The sequence below is a fragment of the Bacteroides sp. OM05-12 genome (genome assembly GCF_003438995.1).
In the GTDB taxonomy this organism is placed as follows: Bacteria; Bacteroidota; Bacteroidia; order Bacteroidales; family Bacteroidaceae; genus Bacteroides.
Genome location: NZ_QSUN01000001.1, coordinates 473597 through 496499 on the forward strand (window position 1 = coordinate 473597; position 22903 = coordinate 496499).

Below are 22903 nucleotides of genomic sequence, written 5' to 3' on the forward strand. Positions count from 1 at the left end.
GCTTTTAACCTATTGCAATTATTTCGTTTCTCCTTCCTGAAGTATCATCCCGTTTTCTTTACGAAGGAGAATATTGCCTCCTTTCTCACTCAGATTGAAAGTCGATACTTGTTCCGTAAAATTATCGACAACCAATAAAGCACTTTCATCGGCAAAACGCTTGACGGTCAATCTTGCGGAGTCGGAAGCTATTTTGTTATTCATCAACAGACTGTCGTTTATATAGATGGAGATAGAGTCTCCGATAAAACCTTTGACCAATTCTATATTGTAGATTTCGGTAAAGTGTCTTTCATTTTCTTTTTCCGATTTCAGGCGCAAACTCATGTAAACGAAGATGACAACTACAAAAATGACAGCGAAAGCGAGTATTCCGTTACCTATCATGAACTGCTTGTTGGTATTCAAATGGTTTTTCGGCATAATATTTTCGTTAGAAAGTTGATTTATAGCTGCAAATCTAATAAAAAAGTTATTAATATTTTGTTAGCGAAAGTATTATTTGTATATTTGCGCTCGAAATGGATGAGAGGTGAGGGGCGATTAAGCCCTTTTTTTGTTCTTAATAGTGAATAAATGATAGAAAAAGGAACAGTTACTAACATTGTTGAAGAGTGGCTTCAAGGAAAAGATTACTTTTTGGTAGATGTAAACGTCAGTCCTGACGATAAGATTACAGTTGAGATAGATCATGCCGAAGGTGTCTGGATTGAAGATTGTGTGGAGTTAAGCCGTTTTATCGAATCAAAGCTCGACCGTGAGCAAGAAGATTTTGAATTAGAAGTCGGTTCGGCCGGTATCGGACAACCTTTTAAAGTATTGCAACAGTATCGTATCCATATTGGTTGTGAGGTGGAAGTGCTTACAAAGAAGGGAGAGAAATTTACCGGAATTCTTAAAGACGCCGACGAAAATCAATTCGTGGTGGCATTGCAGAAAAAGGTTCGCCTGGAAGGAGCGAAACGCCCTAAAACGATAGAAGAGGATGTACCTTTTGCGTACGATGATATAAAATACACTAAATACTTAATTAGTTTTAAATAATTATGGCCAAGAAAGAAGAGACAATCAGTTTGGTTGATACGTTTTCGGAATTTAAGGAATTAAAAAATATCGACAGGACCACCATGGTCAGTGTGTTGGAAGAGTCATTCCGTAGCGTGATTGCCAAAATGTTTGGCACGGATGAAAATTATGACGTGATTGTGAACCCGGATAAAGGAGACTTTGAAATATGGCGTAACCGTACGGTAGTGGCAGATGACGAACTGACTAACCCGAATATGCAGATAGCATTGAGCGAAGCGCAAAAAATCGATGCTTCTTATGAAGAAGGTGAAGAGGTGACTGATGAAGTTATTTTCTCTAAATTCGGACGTCGTGCTATTTTGAACCTTCGCCAGACGTTGGCTTCGAAGATTTTGGAATTGGAAAAGGATAGCCTCTATAATAAATATATAGATAAAGTCGGAACAATTATAAATGCTGAAGTATATCAGATTTGGAAAAAGGAAATATTGTTGCTGGATGATGAAGGTAATGAGTTGCTTCTTCCGAAGACCGAACAGATTCCCAGTGACTTTTATCGCAAGGGAGAAACTGCACGGGCAGTAGTTGCACGTGTGGATAATCTGAATAATAATCCGAAAATTATCTTGTCACGTATATCTCCGGTTTTCTTGCAACGATTGTTTGAAATGGAAGTACCGGAAATTAATGACGGTTTGATTACGATTAAAAAGATTGCCCGTATTCCGGGTGAACGTGCGAAGATAGCAGTGGAGTCTTATGATGAGAGAATTGATCCGGTAGGTGCATGTGTTGGTGTGAAAGGTTCTCGTATCCACGGTATTGTCCGCGAACTTCGTAATGAAAACATTGATGTGATAAATTACACATCTAATACACAGCTGTTTATTCAGCGTGCGTTGAGTCCGGCGAAAGTTTCGTCTATCCGTTTGAATGAAGAAGAACGTAAGGCGGAAGTGTTCTTGAAACCGGAAGAAGTGTCTTTGGCTATCGGTAAGAGCGGTATGAATATCAAACTGGCAAGTATGCTTACCGAATATACTATTGATGTATTCCGCGAATTGGAAGCTGGTACGGAGGATGAAGATATCTATTTGGATGAATTCAAAGATGAAATCGACGAATGGGTAATCAATGCGATTAAAGCTATTGGCATTGATACGGCTAAGGCTGTGCTGAACGCTCCGCGTGAGATGTTGATTGAAAAAGCGGATTTGGAAGAAAACACGGTAGATGAAGTGTTGCGTATTTTGAAAGCAGAATTTGAAGAATAGAGGAAACGGACGTAGTTCTTTATCATTTTTATTCTTCATTATTCATTTAAAAAGAAAGTATGACGATTAGGCTAAACAAAGTTACAAGAGATTTGAATGTAGGAATAGCGACGGTAGTTGAGTTCCTGCAAAAGAAGGGTCATGCCATTGAGGCTAACCCGAATACGAAAATAACCGAAGAACAATATGCTTTACTCGTGAAAGAGTTTAGCAAGGATAAGAATTTGCGTATTGAATCGGATAAGTTCATTCAGGAACGTCAAAATAAAGATAGGAATAAAGCGACTATCGCTATTGAAGGGTATGATGAAAAGAAAAAGGCGGATAAGGGAAAAACAGAAGATCTGATAAAGACCGTTGTCCCGGAAGACGCACGTCCGAAGTTCAAGCCTGTGGGGAAAATAGATTTGAACAATCTGAATAAAAAACCGGAAAAACCGGTTGCTCCGAAGGCAGAAGAGAAAAAAGTAGAGGAAAAAGTGGTAGAAAGACCTGTAGAGCTGAAACCCGAACCTGCTCCGTTAAAAGAAGAAAAACAAGTAGTAGAAGAGCCTGTTATCATTCCGGTAGTGGAAAAACCTGAACCGGTGGTGGTGAAGGAAGAGGTTATTGCTCCAAAAGTGGAAACTCCCGAAAAAGTGGAAGCGCCTAAGGTCGAGTTACCGGAAGTTGAGATTCCGAAAGTTGTTGAAACTCCTGTCGAAATCCCTGTGGAAGAGAAGAAAGAAGAAGTTGCACCTGCATCGGTTGTGGAAATAAAAGAAGAGATAGAAAAGAATATAGATAAAGAAGAAAAACCGGAAACTGTGGAAGAAGTAAAGCAAGCCGATGCAAATGAATCTGATGAAGTATTTAAAATCCGTCCAACCGAGTTTGTTTCGAAAATAAATGTAATCGGACAAATAGATTTGGATGCATTGAATCAGTCGACTCGTCCTAAGAAAAAAAGCAAAGAAGAAAAGCGTAAGGAAAGAGAGGAAAAAGATAAGCAGCGTCAGGAACAAAAGAAACAGATGAAAGACGCCATTATCAAGGAAATACGTAAAGTTGACGAGAAAACGTCGAAAGCGGTCGGTCCGGATGATGAAGCTAAAAAGAAAAAGAAACGTAGTCGTATCAATAAGGAAAAAGTTGATATAAATAATATAACGACTTCTAATATTTCCCGCCCTACTCCGAACAGTGAGAAGAAAAACAATAATCAAGGCGGAGGGAATAAACAGCATAACAATCAAGGCAATAACCGCTTTAAGAAACCATTACCGAAAGTTGAGGTAAGTGATGAAGATGTAGCTAAGCAGGTAAAAGAAACTTTGGCTCGTCTGACGACTAAAGGAAAGAATAAAGCATCCAAATATCGTAAAGAGAAACGTGAAACAGCTTTCAACCGTCAACAGGAGTTGGAAGATCAGGAAATGGCGGAAAGCAAAGTGTTGAAGCTGACGGAGTTTGTTACGGCAAACGAGTTGGCCAGCATGATGAACATCTCTGTCAATCAGGTTATCGGTACTTGTATGAGTGTCGGTATCATGGTATCTATCAATCAGCGTTTGGATGCGGAAACAATCAACTTGGTTGCTGATGAATTTGGCTTCAAGACTGAGTATGTAAGTGCGGACGTAGCTGAAGCGATAACGGAGGATGAAGATGCTCCGGAAGATTTGCAGCCGCGTGCACCGATTGTAACCGTAATGGGACACGTTGACCACGGTAAGACATCGTTGCTTGACTATATCCGTAAAGCAAATGTAATTGCCGGTGAAGCCGGAGGTATTACTCAGCATATCGGAGCTTATAATGTGAAGATGGAAAACGGACGTCATATTACTTTCCTTGATACTCCGGGTCACGAGGCATTTACCGCTATGCGTGCTCGTGGTGCGAAAGTAACGGATATTGCGATTATTATAGTTGCTGCCGATGATAATGTGATGCCACAGACAAAAGAGGCGATCAACCATGCGATGGCTGCGGGTGTCCCTATCGTATTTGCTATAAATAAGGTAGATAAACCGACAGCTAATCCTGACAAGATTAAAGAAGAATTGGCAGGTATGAATTTCCTTGTTGAGGAATGGGGAGGTAAATACCAGTCACAAGATATTTCAGCAAAAAAAGGTATTGGTGTAGCTGAGTTGATGGAGAAAGTTTTGCTTGAAGCGGACTTGCTTGAACTGAAAGCTAATCCGGAACGCCGTGCTACGGGTTCTATCATCGAGTCTACTTTGGATAAGGGACGTGGATATGTGGCTACGGTATTGGTATCGAACGGTACTTTGAAGATGGGAGATATTGTACTTGCCGGAACAAACTACGGTAAGATCAAGGCTATGTTCAATGAACGTAACCAGCGTATTAAAGAAGCTGGACCATCCGAACCGGTATTGATTCTAGGTTTGAACGGTGCACCTACCGCCGGTGATACATTCCATGTTATAGAAACAGAACAGGAAGCACGTGAGATTGCCAACAAACGTGAGCAGTTGCAACGCGAACAAGGTTTGCGTACTCAGAAATTACTTACATTGGATGAAGTGGGTCGCCGTATTGCATTGGGTAACTTCCAGGAATTGAATGTAATTGTGAAAGGTGACGTAGACGGTTCTATCGAGGCATTGAGTGACTCATTGATTAAGTTGTCTACAGAACAGATCCAGGTAAATGTCATTCACAAGGCTGTCGGTCAGATATCCGAATCGGATGTAACACTGGCTGCTGCTTCCGATGCGATTATTATTGGCTTCCAGGTTCGTCCGTCTGCATCGGCACGTAGATTTGCAGAGCAGGAAGGTGTGGATATACGCTTGTATTCTATCATCTATGACGCAATTGAAGAGGTGAAGGCCGCAATGGAAGGTATGCTTGCTCCTGAAATGAAGGAAGAAGTCACTGCTACCATCGAGGTTCGTGAAGTATTCCACATTACTAAGGTGGGTACGGTTGCCGGAGCTATGGTGAAAGAAGGTAAGGTGAAACGTTCCGATAAGGCTCGTTTGATTCGTGACGGTATCGTTATCTTTACAGGTGAAATCAATGCTTTGAAGCGTTTCAAAGATGATGTGAAAGAGGTAGCTACCAACTTTGAATGTGGTATCAGTTTGCAGAACTACAATGATATTAAGGAAGGTGATATCATCGAATCTTATCAGGAAGTGGAAGTAAAACAAACGCTATAACGATTCTTTAAAATAGAGTTAATCAGCAAGAAGGTGTATAAGGTTTTTATACACCTTCTTTTATTTTATATACCTTTAATATCGGGAATATCCCCAAAGCAGTAGTCAGTATTTTGCAGCATAAACCTATTTAAATTGCTGTTTTACATGTTATTGTGAAGTGCGATAACTACTTGTTTTACTCCATTTGCCGTATCCCCCCTGAATAGAGATTGTCCATCGAATTGTCCATCGGTCATCCTTGCATTACAGTGAATACTGCCATACCTTTGTCATGAAAATGTTACGCAATCGTTTGATAAGCCGGTGCATTTTCCTATCTTTGCGATTGCCTCCGCTGCGGTGGAGGCGATGACGTATGGAAACGGAAAGCGTTTAGGAATATCATCTCGCATCAGCCGAACTTCGCAACTTTGAATGATGTCGCAGAGATGATAGCAACAAACGCCCATGTCCTTTGTTTATAGTGAGTCCCCCTCTTCCGGTTTTTACGGAACTGCGGACGACCTCTGTATATGAATGTGGCGTGAGCACTGTTGCTTATCTGCGATATGGGTAATGCGAAGACCCGGCTGATGGATAAGCTGACAGTGGCTCACGCCTTGTTTGTGTACGTGCGGTCGGAAACAAGTTTTTAGTATTCACCTTTTAATACCATGAAACGTATGGCAAAGAAAGTAAAACCGGGGAAACTACGTGGAAACACTACTCCCAATCTACTCACAGAGAATCCGAATGATTACACCCGCCAATTGGAGGTCGGCAAGCGTTACATCGTGAAGATCTCCACGCAAGCTACGGGCACGTCCGGCAAACCCTTGAAAGAGCCTCGCATTATTCTGAGCGACGTCCGTCCGACCTGTGTATAGGTACACCTGTGTATCGGTACCCCACTACACCCGTGTATCGGTATACCATTACACTAGTGTATCGGTACCCCATTACAGTATAGGGTGGCACAACCCTTCTCTTCGATAAGGAGAGGGGAATAAGAGAGAAGAACCCCTCACAATTTCTAGGAAACAATGAGTATAAATAACATTTTGTATTAACTTAAAATAATTATTATGAGACATTTACTAAAGACCGCCATTCTTTTGACAGCTCTATTGCTGCTGATGGCAACAGCCGCCCAAGCGGCAACCACCACCCCGATCGTGACCTACAAGAAGGGAGGAACAACCTCCTACACGCTGAACTTCGCCTCTGCCGCCGGCACCGGAGACGCGCTGAAGGACGCCACCGACATCACCGCCACGGGCACATGGACATCCTCTCAGGTAGGCTATCTGAAAGGGGCGTTGGGCACGGGCACTACTGTCGACACGAACGCCACGCTGCTGACGGCAGACCTCAGCGCCGCTGTGTGGAGCGCCGCGGAGGTCTACCAACTCATAGGTCTGTTCAAAAACTGCACCGCGCTGACGACGGTCAAGCTGCCGGCAGGAGGGGCGCCGGGCGGAGCCACCTTCTCGCAAGTCTTCATGGGCTGCTCGGCATTGCAGAGCGTGACGAACCTCAGCAAGTTCACCAAGGTGAGCAGTTTCAACAGTACCTTCTCCGACTGCTCGTCATTAGAGAGCGTCACTCTCAGTCCATCGGGCAGCAGTGCCGATGAGGTTGACTTCTCCGCCGCTTTCCTGAACTGTAGCAAGCTGACGAGCATCGTGAACATCGACAAGTTCACCAACGTGAACAGTTTCAGCAATGCCTTCTCCAACTCGATATTGACGAGCGTCACCCTCAGCCCATCGGGCAGCAGTGCCGCTGCCGGTGTCAACTTCGGCAACGCCTTCGAGGGCTGTAGCAAGTTGACGAGCGTGGTGAACCTCGACAAGTTCAAGAACGTGCGCAGCTTCTCACGAACCTTCTACTACTGCCCGGTATTGGAGAGCGTCACCCTTCCGGAGGGCAGCACTGCCGCTAAAGTCACCTTCTTGCAAACCTTCTATCAATGCTTCAAGCTGACGAGCGTGGTGAACCTCGACAAGTTCAAGAACGCAAGCAGCTTCAGCAGCACCTTCGAGAGCTGCAAGTTATTGCCAAGCGTCACCCTCTGTCCGGAAGGCAGCACTGTCGATGCCGACATTACCTTCTACAATGCCTTCAAGGGCTGCAAGGCACTGACAAGCATCGCCAATCTCGACAAGTACACCAAGGCGAGCAACTTCAGCGAAACCTTCAGAGGTTGCGAGGCATTGAAGGACATCACCCTGCCCGTGCCCGCCGATGCCACCAAAAGCATCACCTTCCAATATGCCTTCTCCGGCTGCACCGCGCTGGAGCGCATCGCCAATCTGGGCACGTACAAGAACGTGAGCAGCCTCTACTACGCTTTCTATCAATGCTCCAACCTGACTTACGCGATATTAGGCAACGTGCCGAGCATTACAACGGACGCATTCTACGCTGTCAACCCCAACTGCCTGAAATACATGCCCACAGGCACGGACGTCTCCACCCTCCCCACCGATTGGAAGAACGTCATCGTGGGCGGCAAGGCAACGGGCGACATTGCGCTGAAGGATAAGTACGGTAGTGACTATTGCCCCTTCTATTGCCCGCAGGCGTTCTCGATGGGCGACTACACGATGACCTACACCCGCACATGGACGTATGCCACCAAGCAAGGCGGATGGAACACCCTCTGCCTGCCCTTCGCCGCCACCGCGCAGAAGATGTATAGTGCCGCCTATCAAAACCTCACCCCCGCCGCCACCGGCAAGGATGGCGCATACCTGCTCAAGACCCTTGCCGAAAGCCCCAACACGGGCGAAGTTGTCCTCACCAACGCCGCCACAGTGGAGGCCTACAAACCCTACCTCGTAGCCCTGCCCGGCGGTGATTTCATCGGCGCAAGCCTGCAAGGTGCATCCGTGCGCTTCGTCAGCTCAGCCAATGCCACCATCGACAAGACGCCCGACACGCAGCAGCCCCTCGAGGGCAGCCAATACTCGATGTACGGCACGCTGAGCGACTATCAGGCCGATAACCTCTACCTGCTCTACAACGAGAAGACGGGCAGCACCATCACCGGCAGCAGCTTCGAGCTCTACGCGGATGGCGGCGGGGTGCATCCTTTCCGTGCCTATATCAAAGGGAATACCTCTGCCGCTATGAGTGCGCCGCGATTGGTAATCAAAGGCGGCGATGACGGGGCTACGGGGATACGTGAGGCTTCCGTTGGTGCTTCGTCTACGGAAGTGCCTGCCGTAAGCTATGTTTACAGTATAGACGGGCGTCTGCTACGCACGGTTCCCGCAAGCGAGTACGAGCAACGGTTGGACGGGCTTGAAAGAGGCATCTATATCGTGAACGGGGTGAAGGAAGTGGTAAGGTAATCAAGCCTCCCCGCTTGAGCGGGGAATGAGGGGTGTGTGAAATTTCCCCTGCCATCGCTTGGCGAAAGAAGATTCACACCCCCCCTAACCCCCGCTCAAGCGGGGGGACAGGAACAAGAGTAATAACATTAATAACAACAACTGATATGAAAACAATAGAATACATCGCTCCAGCGATAGAAGTGATAGAAATGGAGATACAGGACGTGATAGCTGTCAGCCAGAACGCTATTGACGCCCCTACGATAAACGATGACCCCGCCCCGCATACCGGCAAGAACTTCTGGGGAGATTAATCCTTAGCCTAAGCGTAGGCAAGGCTGCATACGGCGTTACTTCATAAGAACGATTGTGCAAGCTGTATGCTCCGGCGCAAGCACACACCACTTTTATCCATAGCAGAGGGTTTGCGAAGACCTTGACAACGGGTGAGTGGTGGGGTGGCTTGCGCTTTGTGTTTAGATAATATATGCCCGCAAATGAATCGCATATTGCTAAAAACCGCTATATTTGCAGACACATTAAGATACATGCGGAATGACAACCATAGACATAATCATAGTAATCATTATCGGTGCAGGCGCAATCATGGGACTGTTCAAGGGATTCATCAAGCAGTTGGCTATGATTGCGGGACTGGTAGTGGGGCTGATTGCGGCAAAGGCATTGTATATGTCGTTGGCAGAGAAGATTTGCCCTACGGTGACGGACTCGATGACGGTGGCGCAGATTATCTCCTTTGTCGTGATATGGATGGCGGTGCCATTGGCATTTACGCTGGTGGCGGCATTATTCTCCAAAGCATTGGAGGCCGTTTCGCTCGGGGCGGTCAACCGTCTGCTGGGTTTGGTGCTGGGAGCGTTGAAGTATGTTATCCTGATAGGATTGTTCATCAACGTGCTGGAGTTTGTTGATTCGGACAACCGGCTTATCAGTAGAACAAACAAGGAGCAGTCCGTGTTATATTATCCGATGAAGAACTTTGTGGGGATGTTCTTTCCCGCAGTGAAAGAGGTTACACAACAATATATAAACTAAGATATGCAACAGGAAGAACCCAATAATAAGAAACCGAAGAAGGAAGGCGAGGACGAGAAGAAGGGAAAGACCTCGAATGAGTTTGTCCGGAAGCTGGCAGAGGAGAAGTACAAGTACGGCTTCACCACCGATGTACATACGGACATCATACCTACGGGGTTGAATGAAGACATCGTCCGCCTAATCTCCGCCAAGAAGGAGGAGCCGGAATGGTTGCTGGAGTTCCGTCTCAAGGCTTACCGCCATTGGCTTACGCTGGAAATGCCTACATGGGCGCATCTCGATATACCCGAAATAGATTATCAGGCTATCTCATATTATGCAGACCCTACCAAGAAGAAAGAAGGGCCGAAGTCGATGGATGAGGTAGATCCCGAACTGATTAAGACGTTCAACAAGCTCGGCATCCCACTCGAAGAGCAGATGGCACTCAGTGGCATGGCGGTAGACGCGGTGATGGACTCCGTCTCCGTGAAGACTACTTTCAAAGAGACGCTGATGGAGAAAGGTATCATCTTCTGCTCGTTCAGCGAAGCGGTGAGGGAGCATCCCGACTTGGTGAAGAAATACCTCGGTAGCGTGGTAGGCTATCGTGACAACTTCTTTGCCGCCCTTAACTCGGCAGTGTTCTCCGACGGCTCGTTCGTCTATATACCCAAAGGGGTGCGTTGCCCGATGGAGCTATCCACTTACTTCCGTATCAACGCAGCCAACACGGGGCAGTTTGAACGCACGCTTATCGTGGCGGATGATGACAGCTATGTATCCTACTTGGAAGGTTGCACCGCACCGATGCGTGATGAGAACCAACTGCACGCCGCCATCGTGGAAATCGTTGTTCATGACCGTGCGGAGGTGAAATACTCCACAGTTCAGAATTGGTATCCGGGTGATGCCGAAGGACGTGGAGGTGTGTACAACTTCGTCACCAAGCGCGGCAACTGCAAGGGCACGGACTCCAAGCTCTCGTGGACGCAGGTGGAGACGGGAAGTGCCATTACGTGGAAGTATCCGAGCTGCATCCTTACCGGTGACAACTCTACGGCAGAGTTCTACTCCGTAGCCGTGACCAACAATCATCAGCAGGCGGACACGGGTACGAAGATGATTCATCTGGGTAAGAACACCCGCAGTACCATCGTCAGTAAAGGTATCTCTGCCGGACATTCGCAGAATGCCTACCGGGGATTGGTTCGTGTGGCGGAGAAAGCTACCGGTGCACGTAATTACAGTCAATGTGACTCCCTGTTGCTCGGCGACAAATGCGGTGCGCATACTTTCCCGTATATGGACATTCATAACGAAACGGCCGTAGTGGAGCATGAAGCGACCACTTCCAAGATAAACGAAGACCAGATATTCTACTGCAACCAGCGGGGTATCTCGACGGAAGACGCCGTCGGTCTGATCGTGAACGGTTATGCCAAAGAGGTACTCAACAAGCTCCCGATGGAATTTGCCGTAGAAGCTCAGAAACTGCTGACCATCTCCCTGGAGGGGAGCGTAGGATGAAGCCTATGCCCGTGCGGTGGTGCACGCCTATGCAGGTGCGGTGGCGCACGCGCATAGGGTACGCTATATGCCCGTGCATAGGGTACGCTATATGCCCGCGCATAGGGTGCGGTATATGCACGTCTATGCAGGTGCGGTGGTGCACGCCTATGTGTTCACGCCTATATGAATAGAAACAATAATAAAGAACAGATATAGCAATGTTAGAGATCAAAGACTTACATGCCGCCATCAACGGCAAAGAGATACTGAAAGGCATCGACCTCACCGTGAAGCCGGGCGAGGTGCACGCCATCATGGGGCCGAACGGCTCGGGCAAGAGTACGCTCTCGTCCGTCCTCGTGGGTAACCCCGCATTCGAAGTGACAAAGGGCAGTGTGACTTTCTACGGCAAGAACCTCTTGGAACTCAGCCCCGAAGATCGTAGCCACGAAGGCATTTTCCTGAGCTTCCAGTACCCGGTGGAGATACCCGGTGTGAGCATGGTGAACTTCATGCGTGCCGCCGTCAACGAGCAGCGGAAATACAAAGGTCTGCCCGCCCTGTCGGCATCGGAGTTCCTGAAACTGATGCGTGAGAAGCGCGCCGTCGTAGAGCTGGACAACAAGTTGGCGAACCGAAGTGTGAACGAAGGTTTCAGCGGCGGTGAGAAGAAGCGCAACGAGATCTTCCAGATGGCGATGCTCGAGCCCCGTCTCAGTATCCTCGACGAGACCGATTCCGGTCTTGACATTGACGCCCTGCGCATCGTAGCCGAAGGGGTGAACAAGCTCAAGACGCCCGAAACCAGCACGATCGTCATCACCCACTACCAACGCCTGCTGGACTATATCAAGCCGGACATCGTTCATGTGCTCTACAAAGGCCGCATCGTAAAGACTGCAGGTCCGGAGTTGGCACTCGAGTTGGAGAAGCGAGGCTATGATTGGATTAAGGAAGAAGTGGGAGAATGAAGTAGAACTCTTTAAGAGCAAGGTTCGCGGATAACGTGAAGACGGATTAATTATCTTAAATCCGTTCTGATCAGCTCAATCAGTGTTATCCGCGAACCATCGGTCTTAGTTAGAAAGAAAGTATTAAAACAGATAGAATGGTAACCCTTTTACATAGAGCAATAACAGAGCAGGTACTGGCAGCTTTTTATGACGTGTACAATGAACTTGGTTTCGGCTTCCTTGAGCAAGTTTATCAGAATGCGTTGTACAAGGAGTTGGGACGTAGAGGCTTGTTATGCAACGCACTCTATCCCATTGATGTTATCTACAAAGGAGATGTTGTAGGTAAATATATAGCAGATATCATTGTGGAGGGTAGAGTCATATTGGAGCTGAAAGCCGTAAAAGAGTTATCCGAAGCACATGAAATGCAATTGCAGAATTATCTGAAGGCTACAGAGATAGAAGTCGGACTTCTGTTGAACTTCGGTGCCAGACCTGAATTTAAGCGTAAAGTGTTTGCCAATAATATCAAAGAACATCATCGTCCGCAGTATGACGATAACGACGATTGGGATGAAGATTAAGAATCCGTCTTCATCAGCCCGATCAGCGTCATCCGCGAACCTGAGTTCTCTCTAAAAGATGATAGAACAATGAATAAACCTGAACAGCAATACATCGACCTCTTCTCGCAATGCGAGGACATGATATGCCGCCACAGTGCCGAGGCTATGAACGCTCCCCGTGCCCGTGCTTTTGCCGACTTTGAACGGTTAGGCTTTCCCACCCGTAAGCAGGAGAAATATAAATATACGGATATAAGCCGATTATTTGAGCCCGATTACGGTTTGAACCTGAATCGGTTGAAGATACCCGTTAATCCCTATGAAGTATTCAAGTGCGACGTGCCCAACATGAGCACGCAACTCTACTTTGTGGTCAACGATACCTTTTACAATGACATACTGCCAAAGTCGCATCTTCCGGAAGGTGTCCTGATGGGTAGCCTGAAAGAAATGGCGGCACAGTATCCCGAGTTGGTGAAGAAGTATTACGGTAAGCTCGCCGATACCTCTAAAGACGGCGTGACCGCTTTCAATACAACTTTTGCACAAGATGGCGTGTTGCTCTACGTTCCTAAAGGAGTGGTGGTGGACAAGCCCATACAGTTAGTGAATGTCCTTCGTGCCGACGTCGATTTCATGGTGAACCGTCGTGTGCTTATCATTCTTGAGGAGGCTGCACAGGCACGCCTGCTTATTTGCGACCATGCAATGGATAATGTGAACTTCCTTGCCACACAAGTCATTGAAGTATTTGCCGGACAAGATAGTGTATTCGACTTGTACGAATTGGAGGAAACCCATACTTCATCCATACGCATCAGCAATATGTATGTGAAGCAAGAAGCTAACAGTAATGTACTTCTTAACGGCATGACCCTTCACAACGGTACGACACGCAACACGACCGAAGTCACCCTTGCCGGACCGCATGCTGAAATCAACCTCTGCGGAATGGCGATAACCGATAAGAACCAACATGTGGACAACAACACGTTCATTGACCATGCTGTGCCCGACTGCAACAGTAATGAACTGTTCAAGTATGTGCTCGATGACCAATCCACCGGAGCATTTGCCGGATTAGTATTAGTTCGTCCTGACGCACAACATACCAATTCACAGCAGACGAACCGCAACCTGTGTGCCACCCGCGAAGCCCGTATGTACACCCAACCTCAGTTGGAAATCTATGCCGACGACGTGAAATGTTCGCATGGTGCAACCGTTGGTCAGTTGGATGAAAATGCACTGTTCTATATGCGTGCTCGTGGCATTGCCGAAAAAGAAGCACGCCTGCTGCTGATGTTCGCCTTCGTGAATGAAGTAATCGACAATATCCGTCTGGATGCCTTGAAAGACCGTCTGCATCTGTTGGTGGAGAAACGTTTCCGTGGGGAGCTGAATAAATGTCAGGGATGTGCCATCTGTAAATAAGACCTTTAGATTATGTACGATATACAAAAGATACGTGAAGACTTCCCCATACTCCAACGTGAGGTGTACGGAAAGCCTCTGATTTATTTGGATAACGGAGCTACTACCCAGAAACCCCGTTGTGTGGTAGATGCCATCACGGAAGAGTATTATTCGGTAAATGCCAATGTCCATCGTGGCGTTCATTTCCTCTCTCAACAGGCAACGGAGCTGCATGAAGCTTCCCGTGAGACTGTCCGTAAGTTCCTTAACGCAAAGAGTTCCAATGAGATCATCTTCACACGAGGCACGACGGAGAGCATCAACCTATTAGTGACTTCTTTCGGAGAGGAGTTTATGAGTGAAGGTGACGAAGTAATCGTTTCCGTCATGGAACATCACAGCAATATCGTACCCTGGCAGATGCTTGCCGCCCGCAAAGGCATCAGCATCAAGGTAATCCCGATGAATGACAAGGGGGAGCTTTTGCAGGATGAGTATGCGAAGCTGTTCTCCGACCGGACAAAGATTGTTGCTGTAACCCACGTATCCAATGTGCTCGGCACGGTCAATCCCGTCAAAGAAATGATAGCTGTGGCACACGCACATGGTGTCCCTGTTATGGTGGACGGAGCGCAATCCGTGCCTCACATGAAGGTCGATGTCCGTGATTTGGATGCCGACTTCTATGCTTTCTCCGGTCATAAGATATATGGACCGACAGGTGTCGGAGTGCTTTACGGAAAAGAAGAATGGCTTGATAAGTTGCCACCCTATCAGGGAGGAGGTGAGATGATTCAGACGGTCAGCTTCGAGAAGACCGTCTTCAACGAACTACCTTTTAAATTCGAGGCCGGTACACCTGATTATATCGGTACCACTGCCCTTGCCCGTGCACTCGACTATGTTTCGGCAATCGAAATGGATCATATTAATGCTCATGAAAGAGAACTGACCGTCTATGCCATGCAACAGTTGAAACGAATCCCCGATATGCGTATCTTTGGCGAGGCGGAAAATAAAGACGCTGTCATCTCCTTCCTTGTAGGTAATATTCACCATTTGGATATGGGTACTTTGCTTGACCGTTTGGGTATAGCCGTTCGTACCGGACACCATTGTGCCCAACCACTGATGCAACGGTTAGGTATAGAAGGTACGGTCAGGGCTTCTTTCGCTTTGTATAATACGAAAGAAGAAGTGGATGCCTTGGTAGCAGGTATCGAACGGGTACGTAAAATGTTTTAAGCTGCGGTTGGAGAAATTTAGAGGCTATTTCTCCTTCCCCAGCAGCCACAAAGAGGGTAACCGGTATCTCTCGATGCAACGAATTAAAAGAATACATAGAATAATTGTAATCAATGCGATGACCGGAGTGGCAACGAAATCATATAAAGCCATATTCATATTCCTTAAACCGATTTTCGAAAGTTGTCCTTCCAAAATAAGTGATTGCAAGATATAGATACCTAACGTATATCTTCCGTAACGGCATAGGATATTCCAAAGCCTATGCTGTCGTTCTCTTCTTCCCCACAACATGAATAGACTGATAGAGCACAGACTTCCTGCCAACCCAATCAGAAACCGGAAAGTAGTGATAACTGCCACTGATAAGGCATCTCCTTTCAGAAAATAGTTGAATGTAAAAGAAGGACTTTGATAAACGGTATAATTACCGTCCCAAAACAGATACATACCGATAAATAGGACAGCACTTATATAAGCGATCGGTTTCAAGTGTGATTGTAACCAATCCGAATAATGATTAAGTAAGATTCCTATGCAAAAGAATGGGAACATGAAAGAGATGCTGTATTTTCCGGTACTAATAGTTGTGAGCAAACAAGCGATAACAAGAAAGATTGTGTTTCTGTGGGATAACCTAAACAGAATATTGAAAATGAGATAACAGCAGAATAAGGATTTTAGAAACCAGTAGTTTCCGTTTAATGTATGATAGATACTAGCTGCCAATGTGTTTATATTCAAGGCCTTTCCTTTGAACACTATTTTGACCGTGTGCAGAAGTATAGAGAGAATTCCCCATGAGATACAGGGCAGAATCAACTGTATGAACTTATGCTTAATCATTTTGATGAATGTAGACTTTGTCGAAGAGAATGCGAAGAAACCGGAAACCATCATGAACAGTGGCATGTGGAAGGCGTAGATAAGTTCAAACATAGGGTTGTGGAAAAAATCATGTGGCATTAAGTATTGAATGGAATGTCCCCATACAACAAGGAAAATGGCAAATGATTTAACTGCATCAAATGCCGGAATACGTGTTTTCATTAGAAAATGTTTTAATTTATTGTGATTGACTAAAAAGTTGTGCACTTCCTTTGCATTCTCTGGAGAGAAATAGGAAAGCGAAAAGTGCCGTATCACAATAAATTAGAAACGGTAACCATTCACCCATTAATCTTTCTCTGCGCTGTTAGGATTAAATTGGTCGTTTATCTAAGAGAGAAATGCAGGCGAAGCATTATTTTATCGATGTGTTTTGTTACATAGGCTGTCATGTTTATTGGTTTCTAATAATAAAAGCGTATCCCTTCAATTTAGTTCAACTCTTAGAAGGTACGACCAAGCACCGTTGCGCAATTGAACAAATTTTAGGAATACGCCTATGCAGACGTATTCATCGAATCTATTCCTTTACGCTTGGTTTAAATTGGTCGTTTAACTAAGAAAGGATAAATCGTGAATACTATTTTATTTTCTTGTATTTCGATGCAAAAATAGCAATTCTGCCTTAAAATAAATATAGCTTTTGGCACATTCTTTTCTTTTTTCTTGTCTTTTTCATGTAGAATGAATATCTTTAGCACATTGTAATCCTTAATAAATATAACACTATGGAAAGTATTCTGTTCTGGCTTGTACCCGTAGCCTCCGTTCTGGCGCTTTGTTTCGCCTACTATTTTCATAAACAGATGATGAAAGAGAGTGAAGGAACTCCTCAAATGATAAAGATAGCGGCGGCAGTGCGTAAGGGGGCTATGTCTTATCTGAGACAACAGTATAAGATTGTCGGTTTTGTTTTTCTGGGATTGGTTATTCTGTTTTCTATCATGGCTTACGGTTTTGGAGTGCAAAACGGTTGGGTTCCCATCGCTTTCCTTACCGGAGGTTTCTTCTCCGGGCTTTCCGGATTCCTAGGGATGAAGACGGCAACTTACGCTTCGGCACGTACTGCTAATGCGGCACGTGATTCGCTGAATGCCGGACTTCGTATCGCTTTTCGCAGTGGTGCGGTGATGGGCTTAGTGGTTGTAGGACTTGGTCTGCTTGACATATCTTTCTGGTATTTGCTATTGAATTGGGCTATCCCCGAAGATGTATTGACTCCTACTCATAAACTTTGTATGATAACGACAACGATGCTTACTTTCGGTATGGGAGCTAGTACACAAGCATTGTTTGCCCGTGTGGGTGGCGGTATTTATACAAAGGCTGCCGATGTCGGTGCAGATCTTGTGGGTAAAGTAGAAGCCGGAATTCCGGAAGATGATCCTCGCAATCCGGCGACTATTGCCGATAATGTGGGTGATAATGTGGGTGATGTTGCCGGTATGGGAGCCGACTTATATGAATCGTATTGCGGCTCTATTTTAGCTACAGCGGCCTTGGGTGCTGCGGCGTTTATTCATACTTCCGACGTTGCCATGCAATTTAAGGCGGTTATCGCTCCGATGTTGATTGCTGCGGTAGGTATCATCTTGTCTATTATAGGTATTTTCTCGGTACGTACGAAAGAAAATGCGAAAATGAAGGATTTACTTAACTCTTTGGCTTTCGGAACAAACTTGAGTTCAGTCTTGATTGTGATTGCTACATTCTTTATTCTTTGGATATTACAGTTGGATAATTGGGTATATATATCCTGTGCGGTTGTTGTTGGTTTGTTGGTTGGTATCGTGATAGGTCGTTCCACAGAGTATTATACATCGCAATCTTATAAACCGACAAAGAAACTTGCCGAGAGCGGTAAGACTGGTCCGGCTACTGTGATTATTTCGGGTATAGGTTTGGGCATGTTGTCAACTGCTATTCCGGTTTTGGCAGTTGTAGTAGGTATCATTGCCTCTTATATGTTGGCTTCGGGCTTCGACTTTGCCAATGTGGGCATGGGCTTGTATGGTATCGGTATCGCTGCTGTCGGGATGCTTTCTACCTTAGGAATAACTTTGGCTACCGATGCTTATGGTCCGATTGCCGATAATGCCGGAGGTAATGCAGAAATGAGTGGATTGGGAGAGGAAGTACGTAAACGCACGGATGCGCTTGATTCTTTAGGTAATACAACAGCTGCTACCGGAAAAGGTTTTGCCATTGGTTCGGCGGCGTTGACAGGTTTGGCATTGCTTGCTTCTTACATCGAAGAGATACGTATCGGACTTACCCGTATAGACATATCTGAAATGATTCTCCCGAATGGAGACGTTATAGAGACAGCCAAAGCTTCTTTCGTTGATTTCATGAACTATTATGATGTTACTTTAATGAATCCTAAAGTGCTTTCGGGTATGTTCATGGGTAGTATGATGGCATTCCTATTCTGCGGACTGACCATGAATGCGGTAGGTCGTGCTGCTGCGCACATGGTAGATGAAGTGCGTCGCCAGTTTCACGAAATAAAGGGAATCCTGACCGGTGAAAGGGAGCCGGATTATGAACGTTGTGTAGCTATTTCTACAAAAGGTGCGCAACGGGAAATGGTGATACCGTCTTTATTGGCAATAGTTGCCCCGATCTTTACGGGATTGATATTTGGTGTACCGGGAGTTTTGGGATTATTGATAGGAGGTTTGAGTTCAGGTTTTGTACTGGCTATCTTCATGGCTAATGCCGGAGGTGCTTGGGATAATGCCAAAAAATATGTGGAAGAAGGAAATTTCGGAGGTAAAGGTAGCAAGGTTCACAAAGCTACTGTTGTAGGGGATACCGTAGGTGACCCGTTTAAAGATACCTCCGGCCCGAGTCTTAATATACTTATTAAGTTGATGAGTATGGTTGCCATTGTTATGGCAGGACTCACCGTTGCTTGGAGCTTGTTTTGATTGTTAATACTTTTACCCTTAGGTCGGATTATATGTGAATATAGTCCGGCTTTTTTGTCTTACTTGGTGTTTATAAAAGATAGCTTAAATATCTCTTTCTTCGTATATTCTCAGAGCAACAATAACCTATAACTTTCATCCTTCAGTCTACTTGTTTTATATTGATACTGAATGAGTTATCCTGAAAGATGGAATCCTTCAGCAAGTTTACTCAATGCTTATTATCGCTCATCATCGGCTGAATCTTTTCTCTGAAGAAAGTTCAGGATAATGCGCTGATAATCAAATATAAATTTGCAAGCTGAAAGACTGAAGGTTAAATGGAAGCAATTTGTTTTTTATACTGTTTTCATCAACAAACACCTCGATGTTTTTTTCAAACACCTTGATGTTTTTTACAATCATCGGGTTGATTGAAAAAAACATAAGGACGATTACAAACAAAGATACGGTCGATTGTTTGCAAACGATAGGAGTTTGCAGACAATCGACCGTATGTTGAATAGCATAATAATAACCCCGATTTCTAGGGCATCTTTAAACTTATAAAGTAGACTAAATTCTTGTCTATTACTCTTCGTACATTCTCTCTATTTCTTTTGCATAGTTTGCATTTAAAACATTACGCTTTACTTTCAAAGTATTGGTCAGTTCTCCTTTTTCCAAACTGAATGGATGAGGAAGTAATGTGAAACGTTTGATCTGTTCGTAGTGTGCAAATGCTTGTTGCAATGTATCGATACGCGCTTTGAATAATCCTATTATTTTAGGATGCTGCAATAACTCCTCTAAAGAGGAATATGCAATTCCTTTTTTCTGGGCATAGTCTTCAACAAAAGGATAAACCGGTACTATCAGCGCGGATACAAACTTACGTTGATCGGCGATGATTGCAATTTGGTCTATATAACGGTCAATAACCAACTTAGTCTCAATGGCTTGTGGCGCAATATATTTTCCATTAGATGTTTTGAATAAATCTTTGATACGTTCGGTTAGATATAATTCTCCATCTTTCATATATCCGGCATCACCGGTGTGGAACCAACCGTCTTCATCAATCGCTTCGGCAGTGGCTTCTGCTTTCTTATAATATCCTTTTGTAATTGTTTTCCCACGAAGAAGAATTTCATTGTTTTCTCCGATTTTCACTTCAACATTGGGCATAGGCTGTCCTACGGAACCAATGGTATAACCTGTTTGTGAAGTACAAGAAACGGTTGCTGTAGATTCGGTCAGACCGTATCCCACAAGCATATCAATGCCAACGGAATGAACAAATTCACAAATCTCATCCGGCACAGCCGCACCTGCTGTTGGGAAGAAGTTGCCATTTTCGATCCCGATCGTCTTTTTCAGAAGATTGTATATGGTCTTTTCGTAGAATTTATAACGGATTTGAATACTTAACGGAGGAGTTTTACCTACACGCAAATAGTCTATATTATGAATTCTACCGATTCGGATTGCATCCAGCATTAGTTTCTTTTTCAGTCCGGTTGTTTCCGCTATTTTCTCCTGTACTCCTGCATATACTTTTTCCCAGAAACGGGGAACACTGCACATTAGGGTTGGGCGGATTTCTTTAATGGTCGTTTGAATATCGGCAGGACGGAGATTTATACAGACCTGTACCCCTTTATGAACACAAAGATATACCCACGCTTTCTCAAATACGTGCGTCATTGGCAGGAAGTTCATGGAAACATCCTGATCTGACATTTTTGTTAAACGTATATCATGTATTTTAAATGCTTCCAGGTAGCAGGAATGATGCAGCATGACACCTTTGGGCTCTCCTGTTGTACCGGATGTATAAAGGATATTTGCTAAATCGTCTTCCGTAGCACGTGATGTCCTTTCTGCAATTAATGCTTTATGCTGTTCTTCTTCTCCTTTTTTCAGGAAGTCATCAAAGTAAATCGAAGTCATATCCCGTGGATCAAGCCGAACGGAACGATCAAAAATAATGAGCTGCGTTAATGAGTGGCACAGGCCGAATATGCCGAAAGCCGCATCGTATTGATATTGTTCTCCGACAAATAAAAAACGGATACCGGCGTCATTTACGATATATTGCACTTGAGCCGGTGAACTTGTTGCATATAATGGAATGGTAACAGCCCGGTTTGCAAATGCGGCAAAGTCCGTAAAAAGACATTCGGGCTTATTTTGGGAGAATATTCCTATGTTTTCTTCTTCAGTTACACCAAGTTCCACCATAGCATTAGCTGCTATTTTTACAGTGTGCGAAAATTGGTTCCAAGTAATAGGAATCCATTGCGATTTCTCGTAATCCCTGTATTTTAAGGCAATACGTTCGCCATATTTTTCTGCCTGACGGTGAACCAGAACAGATAAATGATGATAAGCCATATTATAAATTTTATATGTAAAGGCAAAGGTAGGGTTTAATTTGCAATTATTGATTATAAATCTCCCGAAATATGCGTATCTTTGTCAATTCAAAAAAGAGAAACAATGAGTGAAACATATCTTGTGCCTGAGGCTATCAGCTTGTTGAAGTCATTGATAGGCATTCCTTCCGTGAGCAGGGAAGAAGAGGCTGTGGCCGATTTCTTGCAGAATTATATTGAATCCATAGGCATTACAGCCAACAGGAAAGCAAATAATATTTGGTGTGTAAGTCCTATGTTTGATTTAAATAAACCGACTATTTTATTAAATTCCCATATTGATACCGTTAAACCCGTAACAGGTTGGAGAAAACATCCGTTTACGGCTAAGGAAGAGAATGGAAAACTATATGGACTTGGCAGTAATGATGCCGGTGGTAGCGTAGTGTCTCTGTTTCAAGCTTTCCGGGAGTTGTCTGCAAAAGAACAAAGTTATAATTTGATTTATTTGGCTTCTTGCGAAGAAGAAGTATCCGGAAAGGATGGTATAGAGAGTGTTCTTCCCATGCTTCCGCCTATTCATTTGGGTATTGTGGGTGAACCGACCGAGATGCATCCGGCAATAGCAGAGAAAGGGCTTATGGTACTTGATGCTACGGCCTATGGAGTGGCAGGGCATGCTGCACGTGAAGTGGGTGAAAACGCTATTTATAAGGTCTTAGATGATATAAATTGGTTTCGCAATTATCGTTTTGAGAAAGAGTCTTCTTTGTTGGGACCCGTTAAAATGAGTGTTACCCAAATCAATGCAGGTACACAACATAATGTCATACCGGATAAATGTACTTTTGTAGTTGATGTACGAAGTAATGAGTTTTATACAAATGAAGAGTTGTACGAAACAATTCGGAATCATGTAAAATGTGAAGTACAGGCACGCTCATTCAGACTTAATTCGTCACGTGTTGAGGAAAGTCATCCGTTTGTGCGTCGTGCCATAGAGTTGGGTAAGATACCTTTTGGCTCTCCTACGCTTTCAGATCAGGCATTAATGTCATTCCCTTCCGTAAAGATTGGTCCGGGAAAATCTTCCCGTTCTCATACGGCTGATGAGTACATTATGATAGAAGAAATAGAGGAAGCGATAGGACTGTATATTCAAATTCTTGATGGATTGATTATTTGATAGA

Annotated in this window: 17 protein-coding genes; 14 read left to right on the forward strand and 3 right to left on the reverse strand. The window is 44.9% G+C overall.

From position 1 onward, the window contains the following. Nucleotides 1-18: 18 nt before the first annotated feature. A complete protein-coding gene (locus DXB63_RS01750) occupies nucleotides 19-423 on the reverse strand; it encodes a hypothetical protein (RefSeq protein ID WP_122124640.1) in 405 nt (134 codons plus the stop codon). A 153-nt stretch (nucleotides 424-576) separates the two neighbouring features. Here DXB63_RS01750 and rimP point away from each other — a divergent pair, with 153 nt between their 5' ends. The 12 genes from rimP to DXB63_RS01805 all read left to right on the forward strand — a co-directional run bounded on the left by rimP (nucleotide 577) and on the right by DXB63_RS01805 (nucleotide 15535). Next, the gene (gene rimP, locus DXB63_RS01755) at nucleotides 577-1044 is read left to right on the forward strand and encodes a ribosome assembly cofactor RimP (RefSeq protein ID WP_122124641.1); all 468 of its coding nucleotides are present in this window, start codon (nucleotides 577-579) and stop codon (nucleotides 1042-1044) included. Nucleotides 1045-1046: 2 nt separating this feature from the next. Next, complete coding sequence (gene nusA / locus DXB63_RS01760) at nucleotides 1047-2303, forward strand: transcription termination factor NusA (RefSeq protein ID WP_122124642.1); 1257 nt, start codon at nucleotides 1047-1049, stop codon at nucleotides 2301-2303. Between the two features lie 59 nt (nucleotides 2304-2362). Beyond that, nucleotides 2363-5479 carry a translation initiation factor IF-2 gene (gene infB, locus DXB63_RS01765; protein ID WP_122124643.1) on the forward strand — a complete coding sequence of 1039 codons (3117 nt, stop codon included), beginning with the start codon at nucleotides 2363-2365 and terminating at the stop codon, nucleotides 5477-5479. A gap of 665 nt (nucleotides 5480-6144) precedes the next feature. Next, on the forward strand, nucleotides 6145-6348 hold the full coding sequence (locus DXB63_RS01770; protein WP_147332242.1) for a hypothetical protein: 204 nt from the start codon (nucleotides 6145-6147) through the stop codon (nucleotides 6346-6348). A 198-nt stretch (nucleotides 6349-6546) separates the two neighbouring features. Continuing rightward, nucleotides 6547-8820: a leucine-rich repeat domain-containing protein gene (locus DXB63_RS01775; protein WP_122124645.1), complete on the forward strand. Its 2274-nt coding sequence runs from the start codon at nucleotides 6547-6549 to the stop codon at nucleotides 8818-8820. Between the two features lie 146 nt (nucleotides 8821-8966). Continuing rightward, a complete protein-coding gene (locus tag DXB63_RS17850) occupies nucleotides 8967-9116 on the forward strand; it encodes a hypothetical protein (RefSeq protein ID WP_158563611.1) in 150 nt (49 codons plus the stop codon). A gap of 241 nt (nucleotides 9117-9357) precedes the next feature. Further along, nucleotides 9358-9858 carry a CvpA family protein gene (locus DXB63_RS01780; protein ID WP_122124646.1) on the forward strand — a complete coding sequence of 167 codons (501 nt, stop codon included), beginning with the start codon at nucleotides 9358-9360 and terminating at the stop codon, nucleotides 9856-9858. Between the two features lie 3 nt (nucleotides 9859-9861). Continuing rightward, on the forward strand, nucleotides 9862-11370 hold the full coding sequence (sufB, locus tag DXB63_RS01785) for a Fe-S cluster assembly protein SufB (protein ID WP_122124647.1): 1509 nt from the start codon (nucleotides 9862-9864) through the stop codon (nucleotides 11368-11370). 200 nt (nucleotides 11371-11570) lie between these two features. Further along, nucleotides 11571-12323, forward strand: a complete 753-nt coding sequence (gene sufC / locus DXB63_RS01790; protein ID WP_122124648.1) for a Fe-S cluster assembly ATPase SufC — start codon at nucleotides 11571-11573, stop codon at nucleotides 12321-12323. Nucleotides 12324-12460: 137 nt separating this feature from the next. Then, the gene (locus tag DXB63_RS01795) at nucleotides 12461-12892 is read left to right on the forward strand and encodes a GxxExxY protein (protein WP_122124649.1); all 432 of its coding nucleotides are present in this window, start codon (nucleotides 12461-12463) and stop codon (nucleotides 12890-12892) included. A gap of 69 nt (nucleotides 12893-12961) precedes the next feature. Then, entirely contained in the window at nucleotides 12962-14308 is a 1347-nt protein-coding gene (gene sufD, locus DXB63_RS01800; protein WP_122124650.1) for a Fe-S cluster assembly protein SufD, read from the forward strand. A gap of 12 nt (nucleotides 14309-14320) precedes the next feature. Then, nucleotides 14321-15535 (forward strand): aminotransferase class V-fold PLP-dependent enzyme, encoded by a 1215-nt coding sequence (locus tag DXB63_RS01805; protein WP_122124651.1) that lies wholly within the window; start codon nucleotides 14321-14323, stop codon nucleotides 15533-15535. Nucleotides 15536-15559: 24 nt separating this feature from the next. Here DXB63_RS01805 and DXB63_RS01810 read toward each other — a convergent pair whose 3' ends face one another. Then, nucleotides 15560-16585 carry an acyltransferase family protein gene (locus DXB63_RS01810; protein ID WP_122124652.1) on the reverse strand — a complete coding sequence of 342 codons (1026 nt, stop codon included), beginning with the start codon at nucleotides 16583-16585 and terminating at the stop codon, nucleotides 15560-15562. A gap of 566 nt (nucleotides 16586-17151) precedes the next feature. Between DXB63_RS01810 and DXB63_RS01815 the strand changes: the two genes are divergently transcribed. Then, nucleotides 17152-19356, forward strand: coding sequence for a sodium-translocating pyrophosphatase (locus tag DXB63_RS01815; protein ID WP_122124653.1), 2205 nt, complete (start codon nucleotides 17152-17154; stop codon nucleotides 19354-19356). Nucleotides 19357-19926: 570 nt separating this feature from the next. Here the strand turns inward: DXB63_RS01815 and DXB63_RS01820 are convergent. Continuing rightward, nucleotides 19927-21732, reverse strand: coding sequence for a long-chain fatty acid--CoA ligase (locus DXB63_RS01820; RefSeq protein WP_122124654.1), 1806 nt, complete (start codon nucleotides 21730-21732; stop codon nucleotides 19927-19929). 105 nt (nucleotides 21733-21837) lie between these two features. Between DXB63_RS01820 and DXB63_RS01825 the strand changes: the two genes are divergently transcribed. Continuing rightward, entirely contained in the window at nucleotides 21838-22899 is a 1062-nt protein-coding gene (locus DXB63_RS01825) for a M20 family metallo-hydrolase (protein ID WP_122124655.1), read from the forward strand. Nucleotides 22900-22903 lie beyond the last annotated feature (4 nt).